Here is a 15,469-nt window from a genome sequence, read left to right as displayed (position 1 = left end):
GTTGGCGGATACTAACATGATGTTGCATTTAAGAATTGGCGCCTTAACACTCGCCACATTGATATCCGCTGGTACTGACGCGAGCGCCAACGAGAACTGGCAGTTCGAGCGTGACAAGAATGGAATCACAATTTACTCCCGAGAACATAGTGACGGTTTAGTTGAGATCCGTGCCCGGATGTTCACACCCACCAGCTATGGTGCATTTTTAACGCTACTGGAAGACAGTGACAATATCCCGAACTGGATTGACAATGCCAGTCATAGCCGGGTTTTAAATCAGATATCGGCCACCGAGAACATCGTTTACACCCAGTTTAAAGCACCATGGCCTGCCAAAAATCGGGATATGGTCACCTACTCAAAGTACTGGGTCGATGAGCTGGGATTCACGATAGAAATCAAAAGCGCACCTGACTCATATCTTGCTGAACAAAATGGTTATGTTCGAATTCGCTCGGTTGATGCGACTTGGGAGTTACAAAAACTCACAAACGATACAACACTCGTGGAATACAAGGCGTTTGCTGACCCCGGAGGTCTATTGCCAAACTGGCTGATCAACAAACTCTCAAAAGAAAGTGCATGGGCGACATTTAGTAATTTAAGAAAAGAGTTACCTGAATATCAACAATACTCTCATCCTCAAATAGATGAGTAAGCGTCGCTCTTCCCACTCGCTTTTTAATACGGTACATAATAACAAAAGGCGGCATATGCCGCCTTTTTCTACTCAATGTGTTACTGTTGTGCAACCGTTACAGGTTTAGTTGCACCACGGTAATCAAACTCAAAACCAATACCTTGGTCTGTCACGTCCATCGTCATACCACCAACAAGCTCGCCTTGTAAGCTTTTGACAACATCATCCGGAACCGGCTCCCCAGTGATTGACGACGCACTCTCTAGCACTTCCAAAATACGCTCTGAATCAAAATCAAAGCTGAACAAGCCATTTGGAGAAAGTGATTGCGCCATCACTTCTTTGCTTGCTTCCGCAGCACTATCACCACTGTAAAGAGTGAAATGGTTTTCGTTTAGACGAGCAAACACGTCCACCTTCATGCCAGTATGCATTTCTAATAGGTCACTGACATTAACAGGTTGGTTATCCGGTTGAATTTGCAATTGAGCAAGTTCAGGAACGAACATTTGCGCAGTTTGAATAAGCATCATTGGATCATTGGCAGAAAGAGACAACATACCATCTAGCTGGCTAAATACTTCACCATGCTGAGCATTAGTATCTACTTTGATATCAAACATTTGCAGGCTTAACCCTTTAAGGCCGTTAACCATGCCTGACCCCATGCTTACAGCGGCTGCTGGATTCTGGCCGCCCATCTCTTGCTGCATTTGTGTCAATAAAGAGCATTGATATTGAGGCTGGGTCAAGTCAGCCCAAATCTGACCAATCGATGGCGCTAGCGTATTAATGTCTAAACCAAGCGCCATACTAAAGAAACTCTTATCACTTTTAGACTCTGCCAATACACCACGAATCGACTTGAGCGCATCTAGAATCACTTTATTGTTGGACTCAACAACAAAAGAACCTTTAATGAACGCCTGATCGCCTTTCATCTTGTATTCTGCAAACGCGACGGACTGAGGCCAGTTTTCTGCAACTTGAGTAAGCTCAGTATGGCAGGCTGGTGAACGCATTTCCTCAATAGTTGGTTCAGGATCTATTGCATCCAACGTGCTGATTTGACGAGCAAACATATTGCCATCTTTCGTCGTCAAACCTTTAATCACTTCGCGATGATCAAAGTAACCAAAAGAGTTGTTGTTTTCACCGTATTTGGCTTGCAACGCCTCAAGGCGTCCACTGTCAGCAATATTTTGACTTGGTGCTTCAAGCCCTAATGCCATTTTAATCGGGTTTTGAACGCCCAGTTGCGGAACATCAACCGTTAACGTAAGCACGTTATCAACCACGGCTACAACCAAGCCAATACCGTCCTGCGGGTCAATTGAATCAGTCATCTCGTAACGACGATACTCGACGTCACCAAGCTTAACCAACTCATGCTTAGCGCCGCTCATCTGCTCTTCATGATCCAGTGTTTTCCATAACGCGGCAGGGTCTTCAATATCCACTTTGTACACCGGTACCATACCAATTGTGTACAACACAGGATTAATGTTTTCCCCGGTGCCCAAATAAGCTTTTAATGTTTCTGGCGACGCAGCACTCTCTAGGTACCCATCGAATAAGTTAACTGCAAACTGCTGTTGTGGAGACAGTGGTTCATCGGCAAAAAGTTCTGCAATCGAGCCTTGGTTCGCCGTACCGAATGCGTTCATGTATTTATAATGGTTAAAAGGTTCTGTCTGATACGTCACCATAAGTGAATCTGCAGGAACTTGCGTTAACAGTGAGCCTGCATCACTTGCGGTAGTATTGTTTTGGTACAGGTAGCCAGCGCCCCCTGCAGCTGCGACCACTGCTGTAGCCAATAGTAGTTTTTTCACGACCAACTCCGTTGTCATAGTTATGTGTTCCTAAACGAAATGTAACGCTTAGGTTTAAAGCCAATGAATAGTGCTTTATATCAACCGCTATCATAAACAAGTTATCGATGTAATGAATGTCGGTTTGATAAATTATCCAACATTTATAAGGCAAACCGTGAAGTAAGTTGAATTGCGTGCGGATGCTATTGGCAATATTCACAATCCAATTTCTCGGATAACCGCCTTAAAAATCATAATATTCAGTTAAATGAAGCGATTTGGAGTAATTACGACCAAAATCAGCAGAATATTAAATCTTTATTGAGTCTTTTATCTAATATCTGAAAACGCCTCACGACCTGACACTTCTTTCCAATTTGCCTCTGGCAGTCCCTACTCGTTTTCCTTACATTCCTACTAACTCAGTGACGAGACGTATACCAAATACGAGCAATAGAAGACGATGAAAGACCAGTTGACGATCTCTATATCAACTATCAATGGCTCAAGACATTGGTACTTCAGTAAAAGGATGCAACGCAACATAAAAACGTTTTTCGTTTTTTTTGTTGTTGCTCTGGCCGCGACCGTAATCTTAATTCATCACTTGTACACTCGCGTTGATAATGCAGCGTTAAAACAAGCTGAATTGACAGAGCATTCACGCACCATGGGTGAAGAACTCAGCACACTGAAAACACTTAAATCAGAGCTAGAAAATGACCTTTCAGAACGTGAAGAACGGGTACAACTTGTTTCGGAACGTTTGGGTGAATTAGAGAAAGTGCTTGGGGTTGGAGAACATACCTCGACAAATAACTTGGATGCTAGGCTCGATGCAGCGGCGATAACCTCAAACGTTCGCATGGTGTTATTAAACCAAATACCAAGTGGCTCTCCAGTCGGCAACGTACGGCTATCTTCCGGATTTGGTAAGCGTATCCATCCGGTGACAAAAGTTGCCAAGATGCATCGTGGGCTCGATTTTGCCGTAAATATCGGCACCAAAATTTATGCCCCTGCCGATGGGGTAGTGGAAGTCACCCGCCGCAGTAATAAAGGCTCTGGTAACTTCCTCAGGCTGCAACATTCTTTCGGTTTTTCGAGTTCTTATTCGCACTTGAAAGCGTTCAAAGTAAAAAGTGGTCAGTTCGTCAAAAAAGGGCAGCTGATTGCAATTTCCGGCAACAGTGGGCTCTCTTCTGGCCCTCACCTGCATTACGAGGTGCGATTTGTTGGGCGAGCACTGAATCCGAAACCATTTGTCGATTGGAGCCTTAATGATTTCGAAGACATTTTTACTAAGGAGCGAAGAATACGATGGGAATCTTTAATCAAAACAGTGGAACAACGAGTAGCTCAGCAGCTTCAACTCTCATCGCCAAAGGCTGTTCTCTTAGCGGAGAACTCAAAGTAGAAAACGATGTCCAGATTGATGGCATCGTCGATGGTCAAATTAACGTGGAAGGCACTCTCGTTGTCGCAGAAAGCGGGCGAGTAAACGGTGAAATCTACGCTAAACAGCTGATCATTAATGGCATGATGGACGGAAACTGTCACGCAGAACACATTCAAGTACTTGCCAAGGGACGCGTAAGTGGTAGGATCTGGAGCAATAACCTCAGCATTGAACCTGGTGGTAAATTCTTTGGTGAAGCAGCTGAATTACCTGAAAAAGAAGTGGTAACGCTCAAGGGTAAGGCTCAAGACAGTGCGATCACAAAAGAAAACAACACCAACAATGAAAAGCGACTTTCGCGTAAATCAGCATAAAAGCTTTGATTTAAGTGCTTAAAAAAGACGGCTTTCACGCCGTCTTTTTTATTACTATTGCCACGATTTTCGTCAGAAACTACGTGATTATTCGGCCGGATTTAAAACCATCACCGAGCGTTTTGCCTGTGGGCCAAAAACTGATTTTGCATGCGCTTTCACTTCATCTAACGTCACACTTTTAGCCACTTTCTCAACGTCAAGTAACACATCGACGCCGTAATCATGCACCAAATAACGAGTATATGCCCATGATCTCTGTGCTGGGTTGTCATCCAATCCTTGCATCGCGACTGCCAGTTGTTTCGCGGCCGTATCCACTTCTTTTTGGGTAATATTTGACGCTAAACCATCAAACACTTTGCCTAGTTTACTCTCTAAAAGTGCCACGTCTTCGGGCTCAACTTGAGACTCCAAGAGCCAATCAGAGATGGGTTCGCGATCTTGTGTCATGGTGTAAATGCTCGGGCTGTAATCAAGGCTAGACTCTTCTCGCACAATATCCAAAACACGTGCATTACTAATACGTTGCAAAATATCTTCGATAACCGTGTCTCTTGCCGTACGTTGGTAATCGCTCGTATTAGTCAAACGCATTACATACAACGATGAAGGTTCATGCCCATCCGCAACCACAGTTCGCTCCGGCACTTCCGGGTTAAACGCAACGTGATAATCAATCGAACGACTCGGTTTCATTTCGATAGAGGCCACATATTTACGCAAAAGTGGTGTAATTTCTTCCGGCTCTACGTTTGCAACAATAACCATCTTAAAACCATCATTGGTTTTGAAAAGTTGCTCATGCACCGCTAGTATCTGCTCGGAAGTCACTTGTTCAACATCATCACTGGACACTATACGATGACGACTACCCGGCAAATAAGAATTGCCGTTTGCTTTTTGAATCAGTTTTCCCATCGGTGATTCAAAAAAAGCGCCGCTCTGCTGTTTAAACTCTTGCTTCGCTGCTGCCATCTGGCGCTCGTCGACTTTAATCTCCGTCGCTAGGTTGTATAGTCCATTCAAAGCATCAGTTAGGTGCGTATTTGGCGCCGTAATTTGTGCTCCGTGACTGGTCGCATCAAGCATCGCGCCAAGCGCAATGTTGTTTTTGCGTAAGTAGCTATCTAGCTCTGAACCAGAAAATGCCCCTAACCCACTGCGTATTGCCGTTGTTGCTGCGATTTCATAAGCGGCATACAACGTCGGATCAACAGCGGCTTTACCACCTTGGCTCGCATAGTAAATATACGCTCGACCACCCGCTTTAGTATCTTTTTGGAACCACACTTCGACACCGTTTGATAGCGTATAGACTTGAAAACCACCCGCTTCCTGACGCATGCTCGTGATGCTGCCTTCCTGGGTAGGCTTTAAGAATCCATCCACTTTGTCATACATCTCTAACGGTTTTTCGCCAGTTTGAAGATAGGCACTGTTTAGAGCGGCAAATACACCATTGAACTGTTCTGACGTTTCGCTTTTCCCCAAACCAATAAAAAAGCTTGGCTGCTGAGATAACAAAGCCGCCAATTGTGTGTTAATGCTCTCTAAATTCTCGTTGTTGATGAATTCTGCCAAACTCTGGGCATAATTCTCTTTTGATTGGCTGACACTGTCTTGTCCAATTTGAAAAACACGTGCTTCTGCGTAACTGTTTGGCTTACGCTGACTCCAATCTGAATCAATATTTGCAAGTTCACCTTGCCAATTTGACATAACGCTATCTAACTCGGATTGAGTCGCACCATAATCTCTCAACGACGCCAAGGTACGAATGAAAGTCTGGTGCATTTGTTCGCGGCGATCTGGTGCAAACGAAATCCCTGCCGACATCATACGCTGATAGTTAGAGTAATAGGGCTCTGCATAAGCGTATTGAAAAGGTTCAGCGGCATCACTGAGTACACGGATCAAACGCTGTTGAATGAGTTGTGTTGCGACTTCATCACGCCACACTTCATGTTGTTGCTCAATCGTCGTGCCGCCACTTAGACCACGCTCAATCACTAAATGAAGACTTGGTGATTCCATCGTGTTACTTGGCAAGATTCTGTTTTCGTTGTTCACTCGAATATCACGGCGCTTCTCTATTACCGTATCCGAGGTACTTTCCCAGTTCGAGAACTTGCTTTTGATAATCTTGGACAGTGAATCTACGTCGATATTACCAGTCACAATCAACTCGGCATTTTGTGGCTGGTACCATTTGTCGTAAAACGCCTTTAACTTACTTGAGGAAGCATTTTGAATCGCTTCGCGAGTACCAATTGGGTCATGCTCACCATACATAGTGCCTTCAATCGAGGCTTGGTAAGCATGCATAGAAAAGGACTTATCATCCGGATTGGCACGTCGCCATTCCCCGAGAATCACCCCTTTTTCTTTCTCTACTTGCTCAGGAGCAAACTCAAGTCCGTTACCGATATCTCTCATCCACTTCAGGGCATCTTCTAGCTTCGTATTATTCGCAAGGTCAAGTTGGTAAGACGTTTGCTGATAACTGGTAAAAGCGTTGATATCAGCGCCAAAGCTACCACCAGATTGCTCGAAAAGTTTGACAACGTCGTTACCGGTAAAATGCTCACTACCATTAAACGCCATATGCTCAACAAAGTGAGCGTAACCCTTTTGAGAAGATGTTTCTTGGAATGAGCCGATATTCATCACCAAACGGACCGAGACTTCTTGGTCTTCTGTTGGATAAAGATGGTATTTCATACCGTTCGATAACTGGTCCACGTGCCAGTTGGCGTCAGGTTGAATCGGCGTCGACTGTTGTATCAGAGCACACCCTGACACTAATAACGCGGGGACTAACAATATACTGCGCATAACGATTGCCCATAACAATGATTAAGCTAATCAATATATATCCGGTGCTATAACCTTCACATTTTTAATGGATTGTCAGACACGCAAATGTGATAAAGATCACCATTTATTGAAATCAATTCTCATTTACAAAAATCGACAAATCCTTACTTTACAAATACATAAATAATATCGTTCCAAATCCTTTTGCTTATTTGATGTAAAACTCAAATTCGCGACATGGAGTCAGTATTTATTTTGAGCAATAAAATATAATTATTGAACAGATTCGAATCTGACTTTCTGCTGCATATTCAACAGCGCAGAGAGCACTGATGAGAATAAAAACACAACAACTATTATTCAAAGATCTATTATTCGCTTTATGTTCAAAAATCTATCACTAAAAAACAAACTGGCAATCTCTGCCAGTGCCGCCATCATTCTAGGGGGAGTGCTGGTAGAGGGGCTGTCTTTTCGAGATTCATTAAACAGGCTCGATGTCGAAGTCGCACAGCGACTAGAAAGCACTAGCGCATCTTACAATCAATACGTAAAGGACTGGCTACTCTCTAAAGAGCGCGCACTAACTTCACTCTCTTCTGATTCAGAGAAACGTTCTCTGGTTACGCATTTGAAACAAGTCCGAGACTCTGGCGCGTTCGATAACGTTTTCCTCGCTTACCCGGACGGGTCACAAGACAACGCTAATGGGGTGGTTTTGCCACCAGGTAATAACGATCCTCGTAAGTGGGGTTGGTATACCAATGCAATCGCCAACCCATCGAAAGTCTTTATGGATAACCCAACCGTCGCAGCAGCCACAGGGGCTAACGTCGTGTCGCTCGGTAAAGCCTTGCAATTGCATGGTCAAACCGTCGTTCTGGGTGCTGACGTAGAGATCGGTGATATCCTGAACAGCCTCAACCAAGTGATCCTACCGGGTGAAGGTTATATGTTTATTGCCAATGAACAGGGCAATATTTTCACTCATAACAACGGTAAACTGCTGAATCAACCGGTTAGCAAGCTAGGCCTCAACAACAACGACATTACGTCTGCCGCACGTTCAGGTACAGAGCGTCGCGTCTCTATTAACGGCACCGAATATGTGATTTACGCGCGCCACATAGAGGGTACCAAGCTCACAACAGTGACGGTTTTAGATCAAAACTCGTTGGTTGCCCCACTCTACGATGCTGTTTGGGATCAGATCATCGCAACCACCATCGTCGTCGTTATCTGTGTGGCTTTGTTTAATCTGCTATGTAGCATCTTGTTCCGTCCGCTCTACAACGTTTCGAATGCGCTCGCACAAATCGCAAACGGCAGCGGCGACCTAACTCAACGCATCAAAGTAGAAAACCGTGACGAAGTTGGTGAGCTGGCTGAAAACTTCAACCAGTTCGTTGAAAGTTTGCAGCAACTTATTGGTCACATTCGTCACCAAGCGGAAGAACTGAGCCAACAATCGGAGCTGAGCACGAATCGCGCGAATCAATCGGTTTCCGATCTGAACCATCAGCAACAAGAAATCACTATGGTGGCGACCGCTGTGACTGAAATGGCATCGGCAACGCAAGAGATTGCAGCACATGCAGAGCAGACGGCTAAAGCCGCTCAAGACTCTTCAGCAAGCACACAAAACGGTCATGAGTTGGTGATCAACTCCAAATCGTCCATCAATAATTTGTCTTCTGAAGTCAACCAAGCGAGCGTTGTCATCGGTGAGCTCAACCAGCACGCGCAAGACATCTCAACCGTGCTATCAACGATTCGAGACATCGCAGAGCAAACCAACTTACTGGCTCTGAATGCGGCGATTGAAGCGGCGCGTGCAGGTGAACAAGGTCGCGGTTTTGCCGTTGTTGCAGACGAGGTTCGCGTGCTATCACAACGCACACACACCTCAACCGAAGAAATTCGCTCGACGATCGAGACCTTGCAGCAAACCACACAACGCGCTGTGACTATCATGGATACAAGCTCTCAGCTCGCGCAAGGTTCGGTGGAAGATGCTGATCGCGCAGCACTGGCTCTGGATGAAATCAACGCGGCCGTTGCGCTGATCAGCGATATGGCAACGCAAATTGCGACCGCCGCCGAAGAGCAAACGCACGTAACCAATGAAATCACGCAAAACGTCACGTCCATTAAAGATGTGACCGATCACTTGGTAGTTGGTGCCGAAGAATCGATGAATCAATCTGCTGAGCTGAAATCGCAAGCTGAGGATCTCAACTCGAAAGTGGCAACGTTTAAACTGGCTTAAACGCCACGTTAAGAACGCTCTTAAAAACAACCCCCGCTAGCAACTTGTTACTAGCGGGGGTTGTTTTTATGGATCGACGTTTTTATTGCAGATAGCTTTCGAAAGACGTAAACCTACACCGCCACACACATCGGCGTGCCTGAGATTGGGTCGTTAAATACTCTCGCTTGTAAATCAAACACCGATGCCAACATACCTTCTGTCAGTACCTCTTGCGGTGTTCCCTGCGTGACTAACTGACCTTTTTCCAACACCACCAAATGATCGCAGTAACGGCACGCTTGGTTTAGATCGTGCAGCACTACGACCACTGTTTTGCCTTTGTCGTTCATCTGCCTCATGAGTTTCATCAGCTCAACTTGGTGAGAGAGATCCAAGTAAGTGGTTGGCTCATCAAGCATCACTACGTCGGTATCTTGCGCCATTACCATCGCAATCCACGCCCTTTGCCTTTGACCGCCAGACAGCGATTCAACTGGCTTGTCAGCAAACTCAATCACGCCAGTATCTTGCATTGCTTGCTCGACTAAGGTCTTGTCTTGTTGACTTAACCGGCCCCAATGAGAGAGATAAGGCGAGCGGCCATATTCGACCAGTTTTCTGACGGTAATACCTTCAGGACTGACAAGAATCTGCGGCAGCAAAGACAACGAACGCGCCAAGCGTTTATCCCCGTAGCTGCTTAGTGGTTTGTCGTCATACAACACTTGGCCAGAAGCGGGTTTATTGATGCGTACCAAGGTTTTTAATAGTGTCGATTTACCGCAACCATTTGGACCAACTAGTGCGGTAATTTTACCTTGAGGAATCGACAAAGAGAGATCTGGAATGATGGTCTGTTTGCCGTACGCGACGGATAAGTTCTGCGTTCGTAACATGCTTACCAACCTCTATAACGATACAAAAGAAAAATGAAATATGGTGCGCCAATAACAGATGTTAGCACTCCCGCTGGTAGCTCAATTGGCGGCTGTAAGCCTCTCGCTAAACCATCGGCGCAAATCACCAACAAAGCGCCAAGGGTTGCAGCGGCTGGAATCAACAACTTGTGGTTGTGGCCAAACAGCAAACGCGCAAGATGCGGCGCAAGCAGGCCAACAAAGCTGATCGTGCCTGCCACAGACACACTGATACTCGCCAATAGCACGGCAGCAATCAACGCAATAATTTGGATCTGTCTTGGTTTCGTGCCAAGCGTAGTAGCGCTTTCTTCTCCCAGTCCCATAACATCTAGCCGCCAAGCCAGCCAAAACGCCAATGGCAGTAGCAGCAATAGAGCACTCCAAATAAACGGCACTTGTTGCCAATTTCGTCCCCACAAACTGCCGGTTAGCCATACCATCGCCGTGTTGATTTCGATAGGGTGCACAATCAGAAGAAAATCGATACCGCTGGCTAAAAATGCGCTGACAGCAACACCAATCAGCGCCAAACGTGCTGGTGTTGGTTTCGACCAGTAAGCCAGCACAGCAATAAAGCCAGCAGCAAGCAAGCCTCCCGCCATGGCGACCATCGGCAACATTTCCACTGGCGCATCCGGATACAGCACCAAACAAGCGGTAGCCGCCAGTCCTGCTCCGGCGCTTATCCCCATTAAATCTGGTGAGGCAAGTGGATTACGGATGACGCCTTGAACTAAAACGCCTGACAGCCCCAACCCAGCGCCCACGCCAATAGCGAGCAACATTCTCGGTAATCGATATTGGTGAATCACAAAGTCCGAGTCAGAGAAAGAAAACAGTAATGCAAAAACCTGTTGAGCCGACATGTTCGCCGCGCCAACAAACAGCGTGAGAGAAGACGCAATCAGCAACAATCCAACTAATGCAAACAGTTTGGTTTGATTCATCATGATGATTTCCTCATTGCAATCGCGATAAAGCAAGGTGTGCCCAACAGCGCGGTAATCACGCCCACTGGCGTTTCAGCCGGAAAGGCAATCGCGCGTGATAAAGCATCTGACCACGTCACCAATGCCGCGCCACACAAGGCGGAAACCGGAATGAGAATGTGATAGTTGTGACCAACAATCGGGCGTACCAAGTGCGGCACTAACAACCCGACAAAGCCAATTGGTCCAGCAATCGCTACACTAGTTCCTGCCAACAGCACAACCGCTAAACCACTAATAAATCGCGTAAGACGAATGTTACCACCTAGCCCAACAGCAACTTCGTCCCCCAACGCGAGTAAATTTAAGTTTCGCGCTAAGCCCATGGCGAGCACCAAACCTAAAGTCGCAAAAGGCCACAGTTGCTGCCACTGCTCAGAATCTACCGCGGAGAGTGAACCCGTTAACCAATGCAACACGCTGTAAGCCATGTCATCCGCCAAAATTACCGACGCACGAGTTAACCCTATCAGCAGTGCACTGATGGCAATGCCCGCTAGCACTAAACGCAATGGGTGAGAACGCGCGGAGAAAAAACCACCCAACAACATGACCGCACCACCACTTAGTAGCGCGCCGAGTACTGCGTTGATGATTGGGTTCAATTGAATAAAGAATGGTACGCCGATAGACGCCAAGGCCATAAAACAAGCCGCACCAGCATTAATGCCGAGAATGGATGGCGACGCCAAAGGGTTACGAGTCAATCCTTGCATCAGCACTCCGGATACCGCAAGCGAAGCGCCAATTAATAACCCAGCATAGGTACGAGGCGCACGCAGCGTCGCGAGGATTTGATGCAGCATATTGCCCTCATCAAACGCAAACCAATAGCTTGTCAGATCATTAACGCTCAAAGAAAAGTTGGACCAGCCAATCATTGAGGCTGCATAGCCTGAGAGCGTACACAACGCCATAGCACAGACAAACAAGCTCGCTTTCCAATGCGATTTGCTAACCGAAGACGCGCTTTCCGAGCTTATCGCCGCACTCATGAGCGCTCCAATAACGCTTCAAGATTGCGGGCAATTTCTTCCGCAGCCAACATGCCGCGATTTAACGACCACAGTTCAGGAGAAACCTCAACAAGTTGCTGTTTTTTCGCAGCAGTTAGCAACTTAAACAATGGATTTTTGCGCCACTCATCCACAATATTTGGTTGAGAGTAAAGTCCAACTAACAACCAATCAGGGTTGGTTTTTAGTAAAAGTTCGAAACTGGTTGGGATATACGCTTTTTGCTCAGATGGAGCCAGCGGGCTTTGGATGCCCAGCATACTCAAAACGCCCCCAGCGTAAGAAACCGGGCTATGCAACCACATCCCTTTGTCAGAAACCACACCAAACTGAATGGTTTCCTGTGTTGCAAAATGCTGTTTGAACTCCGCCATTGTCTGTTTGTGCTGCTCAATTCGTTGTGTCATTTTCGCTTGTTTGCCAATTGCCACGCCGATTTTGTGTGCGGATTCGAGATTTTCTTGATATGTCTCACCACGGCTTTTTAACAGCAAAGTTGGCGCAATTCGCTGCAAATCTTGATAAATCGCGCGATGACGTTCTGCATCAGCAATGATCAAATCCGGCTTGAGCACCGCAATCGCCTCTAAACTCGGTTGCGAGCGCATGCCGACCGATTGCCAAGGACCAACCTTGGCACGAACAGCAGGAATGACTCGTGTGGCATCGTTGTCATCGGCGACGCCTACAGGTGAGACATCGACTGCCGCTAATGCATCGACAAACGAAAATTCTAAAACCACAATACGTTGAGGTATCGCTTCTAGCTCAAAAGTGCCTTGCTCATCTTGCACGCTGCGCGCCTGAGAAAATGCGCTAAATGACATCAAAGCTGAGCTCAACAGCATCAGCAAAACTGTTGAAAAGTGTTTGATCGTAAATTGTTTTTTATTTTTCATCTTGCTTTTTTCCAGTGCTAAGAGTTTTCCATTACCTAAGATCGGCAAAGTCGCCAAGGTAAATTGGCGACTTTTCTTTTCAAACTCGGTGAACGAAACGCTTAAAACTGATAGTTCAGATCCAGTGTGTAAGAGCGTCCCGGAGCTGGGTACCGACCAACTGGGCTTGTATCAATCCCGCGGAAGTAATACTCCTCGTCAAACAAGTTGTTCACCGCAACATTCATGCGTAACTTGCCTTTGTCGTCTTTGTATAAATCCGTCCCCAAGTTGAAGTTCCACACCATGTAAGATGGTACTTTACCCGTTGCGCCAGTTGCATCTTCGGCACTGGTGTTGGCGTTATCGGTATACGAATCACTAAAGTAGAAGCCCGATAGCGTGGTGTCCATGCCGTAAAATGCGTAGGTTGCATCCCAACCAAGCTGATGCTTAGAGGTGTAAGGCAGTTGATTACCTTTATTCGCGCCTTCTTCTTCAAGCGTAGCGTCTAGATAGTTGTAGCTTGCGCCTAAACTCAGTGCAGGTAGTGCTTCAGGCACGTAACGAGCAGAAAGCTCTATGCCTTGGTGAAGTGTTTTTCCGATGTTATCGAAGGTCTGCGTTGAGCTTTGCCATTGCAATTGATCTTCAAAGTCGATGCGATAAAGTGCAGCGTTAAAGCTGGTCGCATCTTGGGTGTAACGCGCGCCGACTTCGTAGTTCCAAGCCAGTTCGCTACCTTCTTCACCCAAACCTCGGATGTAGGCAATTTGTGGCGCACGAAGTGATTTTTGCGCGTTCGCATACGTCACCCACTGGTCAGTTAAGTTGTATGCCACCGTCAAACCTGGCAACCATTCCGTCACGGTGTTGTCTGCCGTTTGTTTTTTACCACGATCGGTAAACGTCATTCGAACCGACTCAACACGCAACCCAGGCGTTACCTTCAATGTATCATTGAACAAACCAATTTCGTTGCTAACGTATCCAGCAAACGCGTCCGTATCTAGATGCCAATCACGCGGAACGCTGGTTGCACCACCGGCGATTGGAGTCTGAGTGAGTTTGTAGTCAATGTCTTCATTAACATAACGGGTACCCACGATCCAGTTTTGAGTAACGGATTTACCTTCGCCAAAGTACATCGCCATTTTTGGCTCTATACCATACACGGTAAATTCACGTGGAGAGGTACGAACGTCCGTCGCTGGCAGAGCCGGATCCGCCCAATGGCCACCCGCGCTGTTAAAGCCCCACTTGAAAAGACGCTCTGACTTATGGCCAAACGTTAGCACTTCTAGCTCGGCACTGTCGGCAAATGGCAAATCGTGGATGTACTTAACACTCCAGCGCGTCGACTTACCTTCATAATCATCGTAAGGACGTTTCGATTGGTGACGATCTTGCTCGTAATCTTGTGGCGAAAGTGCGCCCGGCATTTGCGTTTCAGCATCGTAACGTTGCAGGAATGCTTGAATCTCTTGAGTGTCACTCAGTAGCCACTGTGCTTTGGCTTGGAAGTTCTTCACGTCCGTATCGGAATGTTCACGGAAGCTTTCACCTTTTAGGAAGTTACCTTCCAACTGTAGTGCAAATGTGTCGCTTAACCAGCCGCCCGTGCGTAGGTAAAAATCATTCAGCGGCGCATCACCGCCATCAAAAACGGTAAGGCGGTTACTGATTTCAGTTTGCCACGTGTGTGGAATCGGTTTGGTCACTAAGTTGATCACACCACCGACGTTGTTTGGGCCGTACTGTACTGCGGCACCACCGCGTACAATGTCAATACGATCAAGCATCGACAGTGTTGCTGGGAAGATAGACTGACCAGTGTGACCATATGGCGCAAGTGTTAGCGGTACACCATCCATCAAGAACTGAGCATGACCACTACGGCTTGCTTTCAAACCACGTACGGAAATGTTAGGCAATACGCCCGTTCCGCTTTCATCCTGAACTTTAATACCCGGCACGCGCTGTAGCGCGTTATCAATCGAGCCTGCGGCGGTTTTCTCGATTTGATCGCGGGTAATGACGGTACGAGCACCTGGGTACTCTTTGACGTCTTCAATTTCAGATTTACCAATCACGCTACCAGTGACAACGACGGTTTCCATCGTGGTAGTTTGTTCTTTTTTAGCAGGAGCAGCAACCGCGCTCATGGATGTGGCAGAAGCGATTGCAATCGCAAGCACACTGTAAGTGGTAGACAAACCAGCACGTACACGCACTTTACCATCCAAATTCTGGTAAGACATTAAGATCTCCTTTGCGAGAAATTGAGCCTCGGGCAGAATACATCCCGTAGGCTCTAGGGGCTAAACATCCTCAATATGAGGCAAAAATCGGCTAACAGGCG

The 15,469-nt window shown here is 46.6% G+C and carries 11 protein-coding genes; 4 read left to right on the top strand and 7 right to left on the bottom strand.

The window, feature by feature from the left end; genetic code table 11:
• The first annotated feature begins 16 nt into the window (after positions 1-16).
• Entirely contained in the window at positions 17-661 is a 645-nt protein-coding gene (locus R7F67_RS03000) for an START domain-containing protein (RefSeq protein ID WP_005383447.1), read from the top strand.
• Between the two features lie 80 nt (positions 662-741).
• Here R7F67_RS03000 and R7F67_RS02995 read toward each other — a convergent pair whose 3' ends face one another.
• Complete coding sequence (locus tag R7F67_RS02995; RefSeq protein ID WP_181881329.1) at positions 742-2,496, bottom strand: hypothetical protein; 1,755 nt, start codon at positions 2,494-2,496, stop codon at positions 742-744.
• 427 nt (positions 2,497-2,923) lie between these two features.
• On the opposite strand from R7F67_RS02995, the gene R7F67_RS02990 reads away from it, so the two are divergent.
• On the top strand, positions 2,924-3,877 hold the full coding sequence (locus R7F67_RS02990) for a M23 family metallopeptidase (protein ID WP_005374721.1): 954 nt from the start codon (positions 2,924-2,926) through the stop codon (positions 3,875-3,877).
• Positions 3,781-4,233 (top strand): polymer-forming cytoskeletal protein, encoded by a 453-nt coding sequence (locus R7F67_RS02985; protein ID WP_080276973.1) that lies wholly within the window; start codon positions 3,781-3,783, stop codon positions 4,231-4,233. Before R7F67_RS02990 ends, R7F67_RS02985 begins: the two co-directional genes overlap by 97 nt.
• Before the next feature lie 87 nt (positions 4,234-4,320).
• Here the strand turns inward: R7F67_RS02985 and R7F67_RS02980 are convergent, their stop codons facing one another.
• Positions 4,321-7,071 carry a M16 family metallopeptidase gene (locus R7F67_RS02980; protein WP_318056883.1) on the bottom strand — a complete coding sequence of 917 codons (2,751 nt, stop codon included), beginning with the start codon at positions 7,069-7,071 and terminating at the stop codon, positions 4,321-4,323.
• A gap of 364 nt (positions 7,072-7,435) precedes the next feature.
• Here R7F67_RS02980 and R7F67_RS02975 point away from each other — a divergent pair, with 364 nt between their 5' ends.
• The gene (locus tag R7F67_RS02975; RefSeq protein ID WP_064369570.1) at positions 7,436-9,322 is read left to right on the top strand and encodes a methyl-accepting chemotaxis protein; all 1,887 of its coding nucleotides are present in this window, start codon (positions 7,436-7,438) and stop codon (positions 9,320-9,322) included.
• Positions 9,323-9,435: 113 nt separating this feature from the next.
• Here R7F67_RS02975 and fecE read toward each other — a convergent pair whose 3' ends face one another.
• From fecE to pvuA, 5 genes are all read right to left on the bottom strand, one after another.
• Positions 9,436-10,200, bottom strand: coding sequence for a Fe(3+) dicitrate ABC transporter ATP-binding protein FecE (fecE, locus tag R7F67_RS02970; protein WP_054575393.1), 765 nt, complete (start codon positions 10,198-10,200; stop codon positions 9,436-9,438).
• Positions 10,201-10,202: 2 nt separating this feature from the next.
• Positions 10,203-11,174, bottom strand: coding sequence for a FecCD family ABC transporter permease (locus R7F67_RS02965; protein ID WP_258460688.1), 972 nt, complete (start codon positions 11,172-11,174; stop codon positions 10,203-10,205).
• Positions 11,171-12,130 carry a FecCD family ABC transporter permease gene (locus R7F67_RS02960; RefSeq protein WP_373921365.1) on the bottom strand — a complete coding sequence of 320 codons (960 nt, stop codon included), beginning with the start codon at positions 12,128-12,130 and terminating at the stop codon, positions 11,171-11,173. Before R7F67_RS02960 ends, R7F67_RS02965 begins: the two co-directional genes overlap by 4 nt.
• Before the next feature lie 74 nt (positions 12,131-12,204).
• Positions 12,205-13,128, bottom strand: coding sequence for a Fe(3+) dicitrate ABC transporter substrate-binding protein FecB (locus R7F67_RS02955; protein WP_025768676.1), 924 nt, complete (start codon positions 13,126-13,128; stop codon positions 12,205-12,207).
• Positions 13,129-13,229: 101 nt separating this feature from the next.
• Positions 13,230-15,368, bottom strand: coding sequence for a TonB-dependent siderophore vibrioferrin receptor PvuA (gene pvuA, locus R7F67_RS02950; protein WP_054576556.1), 2,139 nt, complete (start codon positions 15,366-15,368; stop codon positions 13,230-13,232).
• Positions 15,369-15,469 lie beyond the last annotated feature (101 nt).

Source organism: Vibrio sp. YT-17 (assembly GCF_033337375.1).
GTDB classification, from domain to species: Bacteria; Pseudomonadota; Gammaproteobacteria; order Enterobacterales; family Vibrionaceae; genus Vibrio; species Vibrio alginolyticus.
The sequence above is the reverse complement of the archived record's forward strand: the minus strand, read 5'-3'. Positions and strand labels throughout refer to the sequence as shown.